Raw genomic sequence first — 15,842 nt, forward strand, 5'->3', positions numbered from 1 at the left:
CTCCGGGTGCCCGCCTGCCGGTTTCACCGGAACCCCGGACTCATCCGAACCGCTCCACAACCTGTGCGGACTCAGCATCCACTACCACCGGGGTTCCGGCGGTCCAGGGCAGCCCGGGAAGGGGAACCTCGAACCGGACGCTGACCGTGACTGTCGAGCCGGGCGCCAGGCAGGCTTCGGAACAGCTGATGTCCATCAGCAGCCCGTCCGACTGTAGCCCGAAGTCGCTCAGGGCCAGCTCGGCCGCTTCGGCCGCCCGCTGCTCGGCACTCCCCGTGTCCGGTGCTGCCGCATAGACCTTCGCGGCAGCGTCGGCCGCACCGACCACCGCAAATGAGGCGGCCTGGACCTGGCCGACGGTAATCACCAGATACACCACGGGCACCAGCAGGAGCAGGCCCAGGAAAATGAACTCGACGACGGCGCTCCCGCCCTCATCCGGTGCCCGCCGCACCGGCCTGGGCCCTCCCTCACCGCCAGGCCGCATGCCCTTTAACCTCTAATCCGTCGTCGGGTCCAATGAAACCGATCACCGGCAGCGGTGCCCGCACGGTGATCTCCAGCAGGCGTGCGCCGTCCACGGTCTGCTCGGAGTAACTGACATCCCCGGCATACTCCTCGCCGAGCGCACCGCCGATGAGGGAGACCGCCCGCTCGACGCCGTCCGAGGGGCTGCGGTCCGCCAGCGTCCCGTAGCGTGCACCCGTAGCTGCGGCGTCAATCAGGGTGTTGCGCACATGCAGCACCAGCGCCAACTGGACCACGGCCATAAACACCAGGCTCACCAACGCTCCCACCATAACGAAGTCGACGACGGCCGACCCGCGGTCCCGGTCCCGGGCACGGCCGGCGGCACTGTGCCTGCCGGTCCCGACGGTCACGGTGCGCCTGCGCCTGCGGATTATGGCTGTACCTGTTCGATTGCGGATTCGAACAACCGCTCGAGCGCCGGCTGTACCACTAGCAGCAGCCCGGCGACCAGGAGCGCAGACATCAGGGTGATCATCACCCAGCCCGGTACGTCGCCGCGTTCCGGATCCCCGGGCTTCAACGCCGCACGGAACCGCCATGCCAGCCGGTGCCACCACCCTGACACCACAGCGGCCAGCGTCTTCCAGCCCTCGCCCGGTGCCCCGTCCCGGTTCCTGCTCTGATTACTGCGGTTCATCGTATCTCCATCCCCTCGTACTTCCCATGGCTTCCTCCCCCGTCATCGTTCTTTGGACTTCGGCGACCTCACAGTCCCAGCTGCAGCAGCGCCAGGCCCGGGAACACTGCAAAGAGCACGGTCAGGGGAAGGATCCCGAAAATGACCGGCACCATCATGGCGATTTCCTTCTTGCCCGCCGTTTCCATCAGCTCGCGCTTGGCGGCGTCCCGTACGTCCTGGGCCTGCGCACGCATAACGTCCGCCAACGGTGTTCCCCGGTCCACTGCGACGGTGACTCCATCGACGAAACGGGTCAGCGGGGCAAGACGGAGCCGGTCCGAGAAATCCTGCAGGGCACCGGTAAGCGGGCGTCCGGAGCGGGTCTGGGCCAGGACCCGGTTGAATTCGTCGGCCAGCTCCCCTTGAGCGGCAGTGGAAATACGTTCCAGCGCTCCAACGGCGCTCTCCCCCGCGCCGACGGCGAGCGCCATCATTTCGGCAAGGCTGGGGAATTCGGCCAGGATGCGGCTGTTGCGTCGCTCAATCTGCCGGGTCAGCAGGTAGTCGCGCAGCAGGAACCCCGCAACGGCACACGCACAGGTACCCAGGGCAACCGACGCAACACCAATTCGACCGCTCCCTGCAAGCAGTACGCCCGCCGCTCCCCCAACAAGGAACCCGGCGCCGGAGCACAGGACCTGTTCTGCACGAAAATCCGAAACGGACTTGTTCCCGCCGGCCTGCTGCAGCCGCATTCCGAGAGCCCGGTTGGCCGGAGACCAGCGCGCCAGGCGGCGTACGGCGTCGTGGAGCAATGGCCGCAGGATCCGCTCCAGCGGACCGAACGGCGTAACGTCCCGGGCGGCCGCTGCCAGGAGCCGTGACTCCGGGCGGACCGAGCGCAGCTGCGGTTCCACACGCTCGGCAAACGTTGTGTGCCGTACCAGGGGCAGCCGGTGCAGCACCAGCAGCAGTCCGGCGCCCAGCACGGCTCCGGCAAGCACCGCCGCAGCGATACCCGGCGTCACCGCAGCACCCTCACATCTTCGGGCAATGCCCCTATCCTCAGCATCAGGCGGTAGCAAAGGACGGAGATGCCGATGCCCGCGACAAGCACAGTGGCGCCGGCAGCGGAGTTGTAAGCCGCAGCTGTTTCCGGCCGGGCGGCCAGCAGCAGCAACACCGCCCAGGGAGCCCCCACCGCCAGCCTTGCCGCATTGACCGTCCAGGACTGCCGTGCCAGCAGTTCGCTCCGGGTCCGTGCATTCTCGCGGAGGAAGCCGGCCAGTGTGCCGAGGAGCCGGCCCAGATCGGTGCCGCCCACCTGCCGGGTAATGCGCAGGGCCTCGATGATGCGGTCCGCCACCGGATCAGCAAGGTTGTCCTTGAGCCTGGTCAGCGCGTCCTCGAAGTTGCCGGCCGACCGGTAGTCGGCGGCAAACGCGCGGAAGTACCCCCTCAGCTCCTCGGGACCGTTGCCGGCCAATTGGATGAGCGCCTCCGGCAGCGACAGGCCTGCCCGGATGGCAGAGCGCAGGTGGTCAACGACGTCGGGCCACAGTTCTGCCAGCGAGGCCCTCCTGCGGCGGGCCTGCAAACGCACTATGGCGTAGGGCAGTCCGGCCCCGAAAAGCCCGAAGCAGGCAGCTATGGGCAACGACAGCGTCAGGATGAAGAACAGGAGAAGGACGCAGCCGCCCGTGACGGCACACGTGGCGAGGAGTCCCGCTGCCCGGACCCGTTCAATTCCCGCCTGCCGCAGCAGGTCATCGAGGTATCCGGTGCGGCGCCGCCGGGGAAGGGTTCGCGCCGGCGGGCTCCAGCAGGACTGCCACAGCAGCAGCAGGCCCATGCCCAGGGTCAATCCGGCGGCGGCGCTCATGCTGCCGCCCCAAGCAGGGCAGCGATGTTCACGCCGGCCGAAGCGAATTTATCGGCTGCCGGCATGGAGGAGGCCGTCACGGCCAGCTTCCCGTCCACGCGGCCAAAGACCGGGGACGACTCGATGATCCCGCTCTCCACCCGCCGGCCCAGGGCCAGGATTTCCGTGACCTCCCGGCGTCCGGTGCCGGTCCGGGCGCAGTGGACCACCAGATCGATGCAGGATGCCACGGTTGGAACCACGAAGGCACTGGAAATGTTGTTGCCCGCCAACAGGGGCAGGGTGCACAGCTTGGTCACCGCGTCCCGTGCGCTGTTGGCGTGGATGGTGCACATCCCCGGGAGGCCGGCGTTCAACGCAATCAGCATGTCCAGGCTCTCGGCTTCCCGGACCTCCCCCACGATCAGCCGGTCCGGCCGCATGCGCAGTGCTTCCTTCACAAGCCGGCGGAGGGGAATCTCGCCCTGTCCCTCCAGGTTGGCCTGGCGGCATTGAAGCCCCACCACATCCCGCAGCGGCAGCTGCAGCTCAAAGATCTCCTCAACGGTCACGACCCGCTCCCGCGGACCGATGGACGCACCGAGACAGTTGAGCATAGTGGTCTTGCCCGCCTGCGTGGCACCCGACACCAGGATGTTCAGGCCGGCCACGACGGCGGCTCCGAGGAAGCGGGCAGCATCAGGGGTCAGGGTGCCCAGTTCCACCAGATGCTCGAGACGGCGGGCACGGGCCACGAACTTGCGGATGTTCACCGCCCAGTGCCGCCTCGTGACGTCCGGGATTGCCACGTGCAGCCGCGAACCGTCCGGCAGGGCTGCATCCACGAACGGCGAGGAAAGATCAAGCCGCCGGCCCGAGGACTTCAGCATCCGCTCCACCAGGAGCCGGACCTGCTCGGACGTCAGGGTCAGGGAAGTGAGTTCGGACCGGCCGTCCCGGGCGAGATAAATCTCCGAGGGCGCGTTGATCCACACTTCCTCCACCGTGGGGTCATCCAACAGCGGCTGGAGGGCCCCGAAGCCGGCAACGGCGTCGAACACCTGCCGGCGGACGGTTTCCGCCCGGCCGAGCGGTGGAAGGCTCCCCAGCAGGGACCGTTCGTCATAGTCGGAAACGGCTGCATCAACCAGCCGCCGCACCTCGGCGGGCTGTTCCTGCGGATCCAGCCCGCGCACACGGATGAGCTCCCGCACCTCGTCTTCGACGATCCGCACAGCATCCATCAGCATCCCCCGCGACTACCGGACCATACGGCCCGGTACGAGACTGGCTGCAGCCCTCCTCGGGGCCACCGGCCACACAGTAAGGGCACGGATGCGAGGGCGCGAGCGTAGTTTACGCAGGCTGTGGATAAGTCAGACGGGCTGGACCGCGGCCTTTTTCCGCGGGAGTGCCGCAAGGTGGACTGCAATGCCCAGAAGCGGCCCGGCAAAGAGCGCCAGGACGCATCGGACCTCTGTGGAGAAGGGCAGCAGCAGGCAGATGAATGCAGCCACGGAAGCCACTACCCACCCGACGGCGTAGGAACGGTGCTTGCCCATGGCCAGCAGTCCGGTGCCGGTGAGGGTCAACAGGGCGATGACGGCTGCCGCCAGTGTCAGGGCCGCCAGCACCCAGCGCGACACGTGGTAGTCCTGGCCAAAGAACAGCATGATCCACGGACCGATCAGGGCCGCCAGCCCGGCACCGACGACGCCGAGGCCTGCCACCGCGGCGATTGGTTTCCGCAGGGCCTTCAGCCCCTCGTCCCGGGCCCGGATGACAGAGGTGATGGCCAGCCCCTGGAACGCCTGCAGGGGCAGCATGATCGGTGCCCGGGTCAGGGAGACTGCCAGCAGGAGCGGAGCTGCAAGGTCGTAGTCCTCCGTGGACGTGGTGAGTTTGACGAGCAGCGGGAAGGAGACCAGCAAAGCCGCTGACGCCGCTGCAGAGAGCAGCGCATGTCCGGTCTGGCGCAGGAACGGCACCAGCGGTATGTCCGCCCGGGACAACGCCGCGGCCCGGGCCGGGCGGGAGGACGCCAGGACCACCAGCCACGCGAGCAGCGCTGCCAGGCACGCTACTTCAATGCCGAACAGGGCCCCGCCCAGTACGGCCGCCAGCAGCACCGCGACAAACCGGAACAGGGCTTCGAGTGTCAGCAGCAGGGAGAACGGCCCCCACAGGGCCCTGCCTTGCAGCGAACCGGCCACTGCCGCGTGGGCCGCGAACACCACCGAGGTGAGGGCCAGCAACAGGACTATCGCCACGCCGTGGTCACTGAAGAGCTCGTCCGCGAAGGGCAGTCCCAAGGCAAGGACGAGGACCGCCAGCGTCCCGCCAACAATCAGGGCTGAAACCATAACGCGGGCGCCAGCGGGTTGCCCCGCCGCAGCGGGTTCACCGGTTGCCGAACCGCCGGCCGCCTCGGCTGCTGCGACCGTGCCTACGCCGCGCGTGGTTTCCGCTGTCACTCCGGCCAGGATGCCGATCACCGCAAAGAGCCCGGCCCAGTAAGCCAGGAACTCGGCATTGTCCGCAGGCGAGAGCGCACGGGCGGCAATGAAGAGAATCAGGAACCCGGACGCAGCTGCGAGCAGGGACGCCACACCGACGCCGGACGCCTGCTTCCGGCCGATCCCGCCGTCGTCGGTCCCGCTGTCTGCTGCGGTCTTGGAGAGTTTACTCATGGAACAGGGAGATCCCCTTCATAGGACGCAGCACGTTCGGGGAGGGGCAGGAACCGGCCCGGGTGGCGCCGGAACGTACTGCACGATGGGAGGTCGTCCGTACTTCGTCGTTCGTCTTTAGCCCACAGTTTACAGCTCTGAACTGCCGCCGCGGGTTTCGTCGGCGGGCACCGTCCAGTGCGGGGCACGGGAAAAGGACGTGGCGGGCCACCGCTGTCGGGTCCGGGGGAAAGCGCAGACGGCGGACCCATGCAATGGTTCGGGAGATGGATTTTAGGCACGGCCGGAATCCTGCCGGGAATCGCACTTTCCGTTCTGCAGGTTATGCAGGCTGTGCCGCAGCTCCGCCGCAGAAAAGACCGACCTGACAATTCTCCCTGCCTTTGACTATCGGCCGGATACGGCGCCGGGTTAGGGCGAAGAGGCAGGTTTTGAAAACTAATCCGTAACCGGTTTTTCTATTCCTGTTTGTGACCAATGTGCGGTACTGCGCTGGTGTTGCAGAGAGGGCTGTCGGATAGTCTTCACGTGACCCGGGATGCGTCTGACCCGGCGAAACATCATGGAGAATCTCGTGAAAAGAACTTTATTCACTCGCTGGCTTGGGGCTGCAATTCTCACCGGGAGCCTATGTGGTTCCGCATTACCCGCCTCCTCTTTAACTGCACCCGTGCCAGTGCCCACCCCCGCTATATCTGAAACGGAAAGTCCGGTTCCGGCAGAGTTGCCGGATCCCCACGGCAGTCAAGACCCCGCCGACGCGCCTGCCCGTATGCCGGCTGAACCTGCGCCGGCTCCGCAGCCCGCGGAGGAACCCGCACAGGAGGAAACCGCTCCTCCCGCGGCGGTCACGCCCTCCCCCGCCCCCGAGACGGAATCCCTGGACCTCGACGCCGCAGCCGAAGAACTGGGCGCGCGCATGGGCCAGGGCCTGGACCGCCTGCGGATCACCGGCGATCCGCAGGTTCCCACCCCGGAAGAGGTGGAGGAACTTAAGGAAGTGGCGGCCGAGGGGCTGGCCGAACCTGAACACGTCCCGGACCTCGTCGGCGACGCCGCCCCGCAAGGAAGCGCAGCCACGCAGGGAAGCGCCTTCCCGGCAACCAGTATCCTGGCCACCACCGACGCAAAGGTGTCCCCCGCCGCGGTCAATGACTGGCGGCCGCCGGGAATCCAGGGCATTGACGTGAGCAGCCACCAGGGCAACGTGGACTGGACCCAGCAATGGAATATGGGGGCCCGCTTCGCCTACGTCAAGGCGACTGAGGGGACGTACTACAAGAACCCGTTCTACAACCAGCAGTACAACGGCTCCGCCAACAAGGGAATGGTGCGGGGCGCCTACCACTTCGCGATCCCTTCGGTCGGTTCCGCGGCAGCCGAAGCGAACTACTTCGTGAACAACGGCGGAGGATGGAACTCCGGCGGCTCCACCCTGCCGCCCCTGCTGGACATCGAGTACAACCCTTACCCCGAGCTGGGCAACACCTGTTACAACATGACCGCCCAGCAGATGGTGAACTGGGTCCGTGCCTTCTCCGATACGGTGCGGGCACGCACCGGCCGGGTACCGATGATCTACACCACCACCGACTGGTGGCAGACCTGCACCGGGAACAGCTCGGCCTTCTCCGACCACCCCCTGCACCTGGCCAGCTACGCCCGGGCACCCGGATCGACGCCCGCCGGCTGGGCCACCTACAACATCTGGCAGTACAGCTCCACGGGACCTTTCGTAGGTGACTCCAATGTCTTCAACGGCTCTTCGGCTGCCCTCACGGCATTCGCCAAAGGCAATACACCCGCCGTCGCACCTCTCTTCGAGGCTAAGCACGCAGCCACACCAGCCCTGGGCAGCAGTACCACCGGGATTATCTGCGGCTTAGTCAACGGAGGCTGTTACCAGAACTTCTCCAAGGGTGCACTTCTGTACTCGCCTGCCAGCGGCGTGCAGCCCAGCCTCAACGGCGGCATCCGGGACGCCTGGCGCAAGATCGGCTTCGAGAAAAGCATCCTGGGGTACCCCACGGGGGCCGAAACCTGCGGACTGACCGGTGGCGGCTGCTACCAGAACTTCCAGAAGGGCGCCATCCTGTGGTCACCCGCAACCGGCGCCCAGGTCAGCAAGAACGGTTCCATCCGGGATACGTGGAAAAAGAGCGGATTCGAAACCGGAGCCCTCGGCTACCCCACCGGTACGGAAACCTGCGGGCTGGCCGGAGGCGGCTGCTACCAGAACTTCCAGAAGGGCGCCATCCTCTGGTCACCGGCCAGCGGCGCCCACATCAGCGCCAACGGCGTTATCCGGGATGCCTACCGGAAAGCCGGATTCGAGACCGGGCGCCTGGGCTATCCCACCGGAGCGGAAACCTGCGAGCTCCGCGACGGCGGCTGCTACCAGAACTTCCAAAACGGAGCCATCCTCTGGTCAGCCGACACCGGTGCCCAGATCAGCACAGCCAGCGCCATCCGCGATGCCTGGGCTGCCAGCAAGTTCGAAACCGGACCCCTGGGCTACCCCACCGGCCCGGAAACCTGCGGGCTCCGCGACGGCGGCTGCTACCAGAACTTCCAAAACGGAGCCATCCTCTGGTCCAAAGCCACCGGCGCCCAGGTCAGTGCCAACGGCGTGATTCGCGAGGCCTGGCGGAAGAACGGATTCGAAACCGGAAGCCTGGGCTACCCCACGGGAGCGGAGACCTGCGGGCTCCGGGACGGCGGCTGCTACCAGAACTTCCAGAATGGAGCGATCCTCTGGTCGAAGGCAACAGGAGCACAGGTAAGCAGCGCCGGAGCCATCCGTGATGCCTGGCGGCAAAATGGATTCGAGACCGGAGCCCTCGGCTACCCGACCGGAGCCGAGACGTGCACCAAGACCTCGCCGATGAAGTGCACCCAGACGTTCCAGGGCGGCACCATCACCTGGACCGCTGCCCGCGGAGCGGTGGTCACCGGCCGTTAGCACCGAAGGATAGGGCGAAACCCTAAAAACGCCCGGCCGGATTCTCCGGTCGGGCGTTTTTATGTTTATGAGCGGGCTCAGTACCGGTCGAGGGCTCCCCCGCCGGTCCCTGGGTGGCTCAGGCCCCCTCGAGGGCCGGCATCGGCTGCCAGGTCCTGTCGGCATGGATTTTCCGGCCGGCCAGGAGTCCCTTCACAAGCGGACGCAGCCCCTTCAAGGACTTCTCCGCGACCAGGCAGCGGTAAATCTCCTTGGCAAAGGTAAACGCCGTGCCCGCGGCAAACGGAATCCGCCGGAAGGTACCGTACCGGGCAAAGTACTTCGCAATGTAGGCCCGGTTGCGCATCAGGTGGAACCGGAACAGGTCGTTCGCGGTGTTGACCTGGTGGCTGCCCAGGGGGACCGTTTTCAGGGGCCGTGCCCGGCGGAGCACGAATTCGTTCACGTAGCCGACCTCCGTGTGCTGCGAAGCGAGCCAGCCGTAGACGGTGTCATCCCACGTGATGAAGAACCGGGGATCCGGCAGGCCGATCCGGGCCACGATATCGCGGTGGATAAGCATTCCTTCGAAGCAGCCCACATTGGCGTTGGCGGATTCACCGCCGGCGAACGGATCGGACGTCGTGAGCATAGGCACGCCCAGGGACTGCACCATCCGGTGCTGCCAGAAGTACGGAGTCCCGTCGGCATCCTCGCGGCGGCCGTGGAGGCACTGGAACTTTTCCGTCCACGGGCTGAGCTTGGCCAGCGCGTCCGGGACCACCTCGACGTCGTCGTCCATAACCCAGATCCACTCGGCGCCCTCTTCCATCGCCAGTTCCACGCCGGCTGAGAAGCCGCCCGCTCCCCCGGTATTGGTTTCCAGCCGCTCATAGCGAAGGACCGAGGAAGGCAGCGGCGCGGCGGCCGCCACCTCGCTCGTATCGTCGGTACTGGCGTTGTCCACCACGATGACCCGTGCGGCGGGCGTGGACATGGCGGCGATGGACTCCAGGAGCCTGGACAGGTATCCGGACCGGTTGAAGGTCACGACGACGATCGTCACCGGGACCGGGCTGCTGTGAGGTTGCAAAGGTGAGTCCTTCTGTTTCGGTTGATACCTGGAGCCGGGCGGCGGGCAGGGGGTTGATCCGCGGGTTTAGGCGGGGCCGAGCTTGGAGACGATATCGATAAAGTCCCGTCCCCTGCCCTTCCAGTCCATTGACTCGAGCAGGGCCGCAGGGACCGGTGCGCCGGGTGTGCCCAGCAGCTCCCCGGTGGCTGCTGTCCAGCCCGGAGCATCTGAGGACTCGACCATCCGTACCGGAGCGCCGGCGTCCTGCAGATAGGCCGCAGCGGCAACGGGGGTGCTGACAATCGATGCACCCGCGGCCACTGCTTCCAGCAGCGTGGTCTGGAATCCTTCGGCAAGTTCGGTGGGGTTCAGCAGGATGCTCCCTGCGAGGAGGGAGCGGATGCGTGCGGGATCAAGGTACCCGTGGACCGTATACCTGCTGCTGTGCGCAGACCGCCCAACGGCCTCGGTCAGGGCGGTGCGTTCCGCGCCGTCCCCGATGAAGTGCACCGTGAGATCCGGATGCGCGGGCAGCAGGGCCTCTGCCACTTCCAGAACACGTTCCCAGCCTTTGCCCTTGACCAGACGGCCAAGGAAGACCAGCCTCCGGGGCGGAGCGCCCGCTACGGCGGCCTCGGCGAAGAACGCGGAGTCGATGGCGTTGTGGAAAACCACGGCCTCCCGCCCGGCAAGCCGGCGGACAAACGTGACGGACGCAGAGGAAATCCCCAGGATCCGGTCGGCGCCGCGCAGGACGAGGCGACCAAGGGTCCAATCAACCATGCGGCTGGCCAGGCCCACGAACGCCGAGACTCCGCGGACATAGTCCGAACCGTGTTCCGTATGGACCGACGGTACGCCTAATGACTTGGCCGCCCTGATCCCCACAAACGACATAGGGAAGAACCGGGTGTGGGTGGAAACCAGTTCGACGCCGCGCTCCCTCAGGAGACGGGAGATCCGGGCACGGGCACCGGGGAACGGAAACGCGAGCACCCCGCCGATGGTCCGGGTTGAAGGCATCCGGATAACCTCGACGCCGTGCTCAAAGCCACCGGGGTGCTGGTTATCGAGGGTAACCACCGTGACGCGGTGGCCCTGTGCAGCGAGTTCCTGTGCCAGAGCGCTGACATGCAGTTCCACCCCTCCCACCTTGGGCGGATAGTTGTTGACTACAAAGGCCAGGGACCGGCGGGGACCGCCGCGCGCCAGGAGCTGTTCGTCGGTTGGTGATTCCTCAGGCATCTGTACCTAGACGCCCTGCTGGGGCCGGTCGACGTCGTTCGCGTCCAAGGTGCGGGCCGTACGCTCGGCGGGCTTCTCGATTTCATCGAGTGCAAGCCTGCGCGAGAGCTTCGTGATGGAAATTTCCATGCTGCGGAAGCGCTGGTATGTGGTGGCCATGTAGACGAAGAAGCAAATGATGGTGCCGTAGAGCACCAGATCGGTACCGCGGCCGATGCCCAGGAACGATGCCACGGCAGACAGGATCTCGGGGAAGAAAATGGAGAAGACCGCCGCAGCCGCGAACATCATCAGCAGGATCCGCCGGATGGCCAGATGGCGGGCGTTGCTGCCGCCGCTCATCAGGGCGAATGCAACCATAACGACGGCCAGCACCAGAACTATCTGGACAATGATGATCATTAGTTTCTACCTAGGAATAGTTCGGCCACGATGTTCACGGAGTTCAGGAGCGACTGTCCCTTGGACCGGGAGTAGTCGGTGTAAATAATCTCCACGGGATGCTCGACCCAGCGCGGAGCGAGCTTGGCAATCTTATTTACGAACTCGGAAGCATGGGCCATGCGGTTCTGTGTCAGGTTGATGTTCCTGGCAACATACGGGTTGAACGCGCGCAGGCCGTTGTGCGCATCGGTCAGCGGCAGTCCCGTTGCCATCCGCGACTGCAGGGCCGCGGTACGCAGCACCAGCCGCTTCGCGGGGGTGAGCTTGGTGCGGTCATCCAGGAAACGCGATCCCAGGACAATGTCGGCTTCACCCGACAAAACCCGCTGCGCCATCTCCCGTGCGTCCTCGACACGGTGCTGGCCATCGGCGTCGAACGTGACGATGCAGCCGAGCCCGGGATCCTGGAGTGCGTACTCAATGCCGGTCTGGAGCGCTGCTCCCTGTCCGAGGTTGATGGGATGCTGCACGACGACGGCGCCGGCCGCCCGGGCAATGTCCTGCGAGCCGTCGCTGCTGCCGTCGTCCACGCACACAACATTCGGGAAATCAGGCAGCAGTCCTTCTATCACCCCGCCCACAACCGAGGCTTCGTTGTACATCGGGATCACTATCCAGGTTCGATTCACCCGTCCATTATTCCACAGCACCGACGACACGGGCTTTAGGTGTCCCGCCGGGCCCGCCGGGCCTAGTCGCAGGCGGTGATCCGGAACAGTTCGGCTGTTCCCACCTGTGCCACCTTCTCGAATCCGGGTGCTTCATCCAGTCCTTCGATCCCGGGGTAGGCCGTGTTCGCCGGGTTGCCGGGCAGATAGATGAGTTCCCCGCTGTTCACCGCATATTCAACCCCCAGGTCTTCAAGCGCTTCACACACTTCAGGGTTCTCGGCGGCCTGGTTCAGGCTCGACGCCACCAGGGCCCGATCGGGTGTCATCAGGGCCTGGATATGCGGAAACACGACGGAACGGCCCGACACAAAGTAGACCCAGGCGCTGCCGTCCCAAGGGTTGCCCACCACAGCTGCGTCCTCGGGAACCAGCTCGTCGATCTGCTCAAAGAGTGCCAGTTCGTTGGTGGACATGATGTCCGAGTTCGGGCCCAGGCTATACGCCAGGGCAGCCTTCTTGACGGCAGGGCGGACCGTAGTGTCCTGGCTGATGACAAAGAGCGCTGCGAGAACGGCCACGCCGGAAACAGCGGCCACCGCCCGCGCCGGGACGCGGATGCGCTCCAGGCCGAAGCCCAGGACGCCGGCCAGCACGAGCACGCCCTTCACGGTCAGGGGAACCGCCAGGATTGCCAGTGCTGCCGCCAGCCGGTTCTGGTCGTCATACCAGCCGCCGGTGAGGAACGTCCGCAGCGGAGAGTTCTCCACCCCGGACGCGAAAACGAACAGGATTGCTATCAACAGGTAACTGACCAGGTACCAGCGGGCAGTCTTCTCGCGGAGCATGGCTGCTGCGCCCACGATCACGAGGATGGCTGTGGCATACGCGGCGTCGCGTGCGGCGTGGGTGGTCAGGAGGACCTCCCCGACGGCCTGCGCGGTGGTCTGGTACGGCTGCCAGGTATTGGCAAAATCCTTCACGGGAAGCGGGCGCAGCGCCATCCACGCCACACACACGGCCGCGGCACCGGCAAGGCCGACGGCGGCACACAGGAGAACCTTCCCGGTCCCCTTGCCCGTGGCCTTCCGGTCCTTCCACAGGGGAACTACCCAACCCGCGTAAGCCGTCAAAACAAGGGGAAGCAGTGCCACAAGCAGCACGAGCAGCGCGTTGGGATGCGTCAGGGCCAGGCCGGGGCACGCGAGCAGCACCAGCCAGAGGTGGATCTCGGTGCCGGCCTGGCCCGCCTTCCGGGTCCGGAGCGTCAGGACGGCAAGCGAAAGGGCGGGAAGCACCAGCGCCATGGAGAAGAAATTGGGGTAAATGACTCCCCAGTCGACCAGCAGGTAGGGGTAGGCACTGAAAGCCGAGGAAGCCACCGCAGCCGCAAACATCACCAACGGGCGGTTTCCAAAAAGCACCCGGGCGGCAAAGACTGCGCCGAGGGGCCACAGGATGGCGCCGATGACAATGTTGACGCTATTGGCGGCAACCGGGATGCCTACCTGTGCGGCATCGGCCACCAGGGCGGCGACTGAATGCCAGACTGCCGGATAGAACTCGGGTCCGTTGCCTTGGACGCCGCCGGCGGTCAGCGCGGATCCGCTGCCGGTTTCCTGCATGTACCGGACAACATTCAGGTGGAAGATATTGTCGGCAGTCTGCGAAATGAACTCCGGCCGCTGGAATATCTGGATCAGGCGGTACCCGATCAGGCATGCGGCGACAGCCACGGCTGCCAGGCCGGCGGCCTCCCGTGCAGCGATGCCTCCGCCCGACCGGCCCGAGGCATGCGCCCCGGAGAGGCCATGCTGTGCCGCCGCGGAATGACCGGCACCGGACCCGCCAGTACCCGGCCGGCGGTTGCCTGCCCGGTCCAGCAGGAGGCGGACGAGGAAGGTAAGCGCCGCCGCAACCAGAGTTCCAACCAGAACCGTTCCAAGGTTCCACTCGAGCCCCAGATAAGGGGCCACAACGGCGGACACCGCCAGGATCGATGCGCTGACTGCTCCGGAAAGCCCAATGACCGTCCGCAGGGAGACCCGGGCGGCGAGGACAACCAGGAAACCGGGCAGGATAAGAAGGCAAAAAGCAACGCTTACGGCCGGAGCGACACTCATCCAGCTACTGTCCACGGGTCCACACTCTCAATGTTTTTTTACTCGTTGCCTAAAGGTTCCGCGCCCCGGCACGGACGCGTGCCGGGGTGCGCAGCGGCGCAGTTAGCGGCGGAGCCGCGCGACGACGTCGTCCACCGGCCCGTCCATGACAATCTGCCCGTGTTCGAGAAGCACGCCCCGCTCACAGATGCGCGAAACGAGATCCAGGTCGTGGCTTACGACAACAAGCGTCTTGCCTTCGCCGGCGAGTTCCTTGATTTTGTCGATGCACTTCTTCTGGAAGGGCTCGTCACCGACGGCGAGGATTTCATCCACCAGGAAGACTTCGGGGTTCGTGTGCACGGCGACGGAGAAGGCCAGGCGGAGGTACATGCCGGAGGAGTAGAACTTCACCTCGGTGTCAATGAACTGCCCGATTTCGGAGAACTCGACGATGGAGTCGAACTTCTCATCGATCTCCTCCTCGCTCATCCCCAGGATGGCACCGTTCAGGTACACGTTGTCCCGCCCGCTGAGGTCCGGGTGGAAGCCGGCACCGACTTCGATGAGTCCCGCGACCCGCCCCCGGGTCCCTACGGATCCGGAGTCGGGCCGCATAACGCCTGAAATGTGCTTCAGCAGCGTGGACTTACCGGATCCGTTAAGCCCGAGCAGGGCAACCGTTTCTCCCTGCCCGACGCTTAGGGAGACACCCTTCAGGGCATGGAACTTCTCCGAGAGGTCCCCCTTGCGTCCCTTGACCAGCCAGACGAACGCTTCCTTCATGGAGCGGGTATGACGCAGGACGAACTGCTTATTTACATTGCGGACTTCAATGGCATTGGCCACGGTTCAGAGCTCCTGCGCGAAACGGCCTTCAAGCCGACGGAATACTAGCTGGCCGAGCAAAAGCACCAGAGCGGAAATAGCCAGCGCTACGGGAATCCAGACCGACAGCAGATGCGGCGGGATGGGTTCGGCGCCGTCCGTGGTGGGCAGCCAGAAGGCGAAGTGGAAGGTCTCCACTCCCACCGTCAGCGGGTTCAACTGGTAGATGTTGAAGAATGTCTCCCCCAGCTTGTCCCTGACCATGAGCCACGAATACAGCACGGGGGAAGCCCAGGTGGCAATCATCAGGAGCATGTCGACGATGTTCTCGGCATCGCGGAAATAAACGTTGACCGCACCGAAGAGGAGCCCAAGCCCGGTGGCCAGCAGCGCAACAATGACGAAGCCGCTGACCGCAGCGGCCAGCTGGAGCAATGTCGGCCGCCAGCCGCTGAACCCGCAGGCAACCAGCAGGATGGCTATCTGCGGAACGAAATGCACCCCGGAGACCCACACCGAGGCGACGGGGAACAGCTGCCGCGGCAGGTAGATCTTCTTGATCAGCCCGCCGTTGCCCACGATCGAGCGTGATGCGTTACCCAGCGCCTCGGTAAAGAAGTTAATCAGCACGATGCCCGAGAACAGGTAGATGGCGTAGTTCGGCAACCCGCCCTGGTTCGTGGGGCTCTGTTCGAGTCCCAGGAACACCCCCAGTGCGATATAGAAAACCACGAACTGCACGCCGGGCTTCACGTAGGACCACAGAAGTCCCAATATCGACCCCCGGTACCTGACCTTCAGCTCCTTTGAAACCAGAAGCTTCAGCAGGTACCGGGACCTGAAAACATCGCCCAGGCCCAGCCCGCGGCCCGGGGTAACCAGATCATCCGTGGACAAA

At 65.4% G+C, this 15,842-nt stretch carries 15 protein-coding genes; 1 reads left to right on the forward strand and 14 read right to left on the reverse strand.

The window, feature by feature from the left end:
- Nucleotides 1-40: 40 nt before the first annotated feature.
- The 7 genes from LOC60_RS00760 to LOC60_RS00790 form a co-directional block, all read right to left on the reverse strand.
- Nucleotides 41-454: a hypothetical protein gene (locus tag LOC60_RS00760; RefSeq protein ID WP_230020800.1), complete on the reverse strand. Its 414-nt coding sequence runs from the start codon at nucleotides 452-454 to the stop codon at nucleotides 41-43.
- Between the two features lie 16 nt (nucleotides 455-470).
- Nucleotides 471-881 (reverse strand): TadE/TadG family type IV pilus assembly protein, encoded by a 411-nt coding sequence (locus tag LOC60_RS00765; RefSeq protein WP_331460757.1) that lies wholly within the window; start codon nucleotides 879-881, stop codon nucleotides 471-473.
- Between the two features lie 20 nt (nucleotides 882-901).
- Nucleotides 902-1,168, reverse strand: a complete 267-nt coding sequence (locus LOC60_RS00770; protein ID WP_230020802.1) for a hypothetical protein — start codon at nucleotides 1,166-1,168, stop codon at nucleotides 902-904.
- Nucleotides 1,169-1,236: 68 nt separating this feature from the next.
- Nucleotides 1,237-2,178, reverse strand: a complete 942-nt coding sequence (locus LOC60_RS00775; protein ID WP_230020803.1) for a type II secretion system F family protein — start codon at nucleotides 2,176-2,178, stop codon at nucleotides 1,237-1,239.
- A complete protein-coding gene (locus LOC60_RS00780) occupies nucleotides 2,175-3,032 on the reverse strand; it encodes a type II secretion system F family protein (protein WP_230020804.1) in 858 nt (285 codons plus the stop codon). Before LOC60_RS00780 ends, LOC60_RS00775 begins: the two co-directional genes overlap by 4 nt.
- Entirely contained in the window at nucleotides 3,029-4,255 is a 1,227-nt protein-coding gene (locus tag LOC60_RS00785) for a CpaF family protein (RefSeq protein ID WP_230021325.1), read from the reverse strand. The genes LOC60_RS00780 and LOC60_RS00785 overlap by 4 nt, the downstream gene beginning before the upstream one ends.
- A gap of 132 nt (nucleotides 4,256-4,387) precedes the next feature.
- Nucleotides 4,388-5,701 carry a hypothetical protein gene (locus LOC60_RS00790; RefSeq protein ID WP_230020805.1) on the reverse strand — a complete coding sequence of 438 codons (1,314 nt, stop codon included), beginning with the start codon at nucleotides 5,699-5,701 and terminating at the stop codon, nucleotides 4,388-4,390.
- A gap of 772 nt (nucleotides 5,702-6,473) precedes the next feature.
- On the opposite strand from LOC60_RS00790, the gene LOC60_RS00795 reads away from it, so the two are divergent.
- On the forward strand, nucleotides 6,474-8,663 hold the full coding sequence (locus LOC60_RS00795) for a GH25 family lysozyme (RefSeq protein WP_230020806.1): 2,190 nt from the start codon (nucleotides 6,474-6,476) through the stop codon (nucleotides 8,661-8,663).
- 118 nt (nucleotides 8,664-8,781) lie between these two features.
- Here LOC60_RS00795 and LOC60_RS00800 read toward each other — a convergent pair whose 3' ends face one another.
- From LOC60_RS00800 to LOC60_RS00830, 7 genes are all read right to left on the reverse strand, one after another.
- Complete coding sequence (locus tag LOC60_RS00800) at nucleotides 8,782-9,735, reverse strand: glycosyltransferase (RefSeq protein ID WP_230020807.1); 954 nt, start codon at nucleotides 9,733-9,735, stop codon at nucleotides 8,782-8,784.
- Between the two features lie 66 nt (nucleotides 9,736-9,801).
- Complete coding sequence (locus tag LOC60_RS00805) at nucleotides 9,802-10,962, reverse strand: glycosyltransferase family 4 protein (RefSeq protein ID WP_230020808.1); 1,161 nt, start codon at nucleotides 10,960-10,962, stop codon at nucleotides 9,802-9,804.
- A gap of 6 nt (nucleotides 10,963-10,968) precedes the next feature.
- Nucleotides 10,969-11,364 (reverse strand): DUF2304 domain-containing protein, encoded by a 396-nt coding sequence (locus tag LOC60_RS00810; RefSeq protein ID WP_230020810.1) that lies wholly within the window; start codon nucleotides 11,362-11,364, stop codon nucleotides 10,969-10,971.
- A complete protein-coding gene (locus LOC60_RS00815; RefSeq protein WP_230020811.1) occupies nucleotides 11,364-12,035 on the reverse strand; it encodes a glycosyltransferase family 2 protein in 672 nt (223 codons plus the stop codon). The genes LOC60_RS00810 and LOC60_RS00815 overlap by 1 nt, the downstream gene beginning before the upstream one ends.
- 62 nt (nucleotides 12,036-12,097) lie before the next feature.
- The gene (locus LOC60_RS00820) at nucleotides 12,098-14,137 is read right to left on the reverse strand and encodes a DUF6541 family protein (protein ID WP_230020813.1); all 2,040 of its coding nucleotides are present in this window, start codon (nucleotides 14,135-14,137) and stop codon (nucleotides 12,098-12,100) included.
- Between the two features lie 102 nt (nucleotides 14,138-14,239).
- Nucleotides 14,240-14,965 (reverse strand): ABC transporter ATP-binding protein, encoded by a 726-nt coding sequence (locus LOC60_RS00825; RefSeq protein ID WP_230020814.1) that lies wholly within the window; start codon nucleotides 14,963-14,965, stop codon nucleotides 14,240-14,242.
- Between the two features lie 3 nt (nucleotides 14,966-14,968).
- Nucleotides 14,969-15,841: an ABC transporter permease gene (locus tag LOC60_RS00830; RefSeq protein ID WP_230020815.1), complete on the reverse strand. Its 873-nt coding sequence runs from the start codon at nucleotides 15,839-15,841 to the stop codon at nucleotides 14,969-14,971.
- Nucleotide 15,842: the final 1 nt, after the last annotated feature.

The sequence above is a fragment of the Arthrobacter sp. zg-Y769 genome (assembly GCF_020907405.1).
In the GTDB taxonomy this organism is placed as follows: Bacteria; Actinomycetota; Actinomycetes; order Actinomycetales; family Micrococcaceae; genus Arthrobacter_B.

Excerpts from the sequence above, each read along its gene's own strand:
- LOC60_RS00785 (WP_230021325.1), bottom strand. The coding sequence starts at position 4,255 with ATGGATGCTGTGCGGATCGTCGAAGACGAGGTGCGGGAGCTCATCCGT.
- LOC60_RS00795 (WP_230020806.1), top strand. The coding sequence starts at position 6,474 with ATGCCGGCTGAACCTGCGCCGGCTCCGCAGCCCGCGGAGGAACCCGCA.
- LOC60_RS00790 (WP_230020805.1), bottom strand. The coding sequence starts at position 5,701 with ATGAGTAAACTCTCCAAGACCGCAGCAGACAGCGGGACCGACGACGGC.
- LOC60_RS00770 (WP_230020802.1), bottom strand. The coding sequence starts at position 1,168 with ATGAACCGCAGTAATCAGAGCAGGAACCGGGACGGGGCACCGGGCGAG.
- LOC60_RS00780 (WP_230020804.1), bottom strand. The coding sequence starts at position 3,032 with ATGAGCGCCGCCGCCGGATTGACCCTGGGCATGGGCCTGCTGCTGCTG.
- LOC60_RS00820 (WP_230020813.1), bottom strand. The coding sequence starts at position 14,137 with ATGAGTGTCGCTCCGGCCGTAAGCGTTGCTTTTTGCCTTCTTATCCTG.
- LOC60_RS00805 (WP_230020808.1), bottom strand. The coding sequence starts at position 10,962 with ATGCCTGAGGAATCACCAACCGACGAACAGCTCCTGGCGCGCGGCGGT.
- LOC60_RS00810 (WP_230020810.1), bottom strand. The coding sequence starts at position 11,364 with ATGATCATCATTGTCCAGATAGTTCTGGTGCTGGCCGTCGTTATGGTT.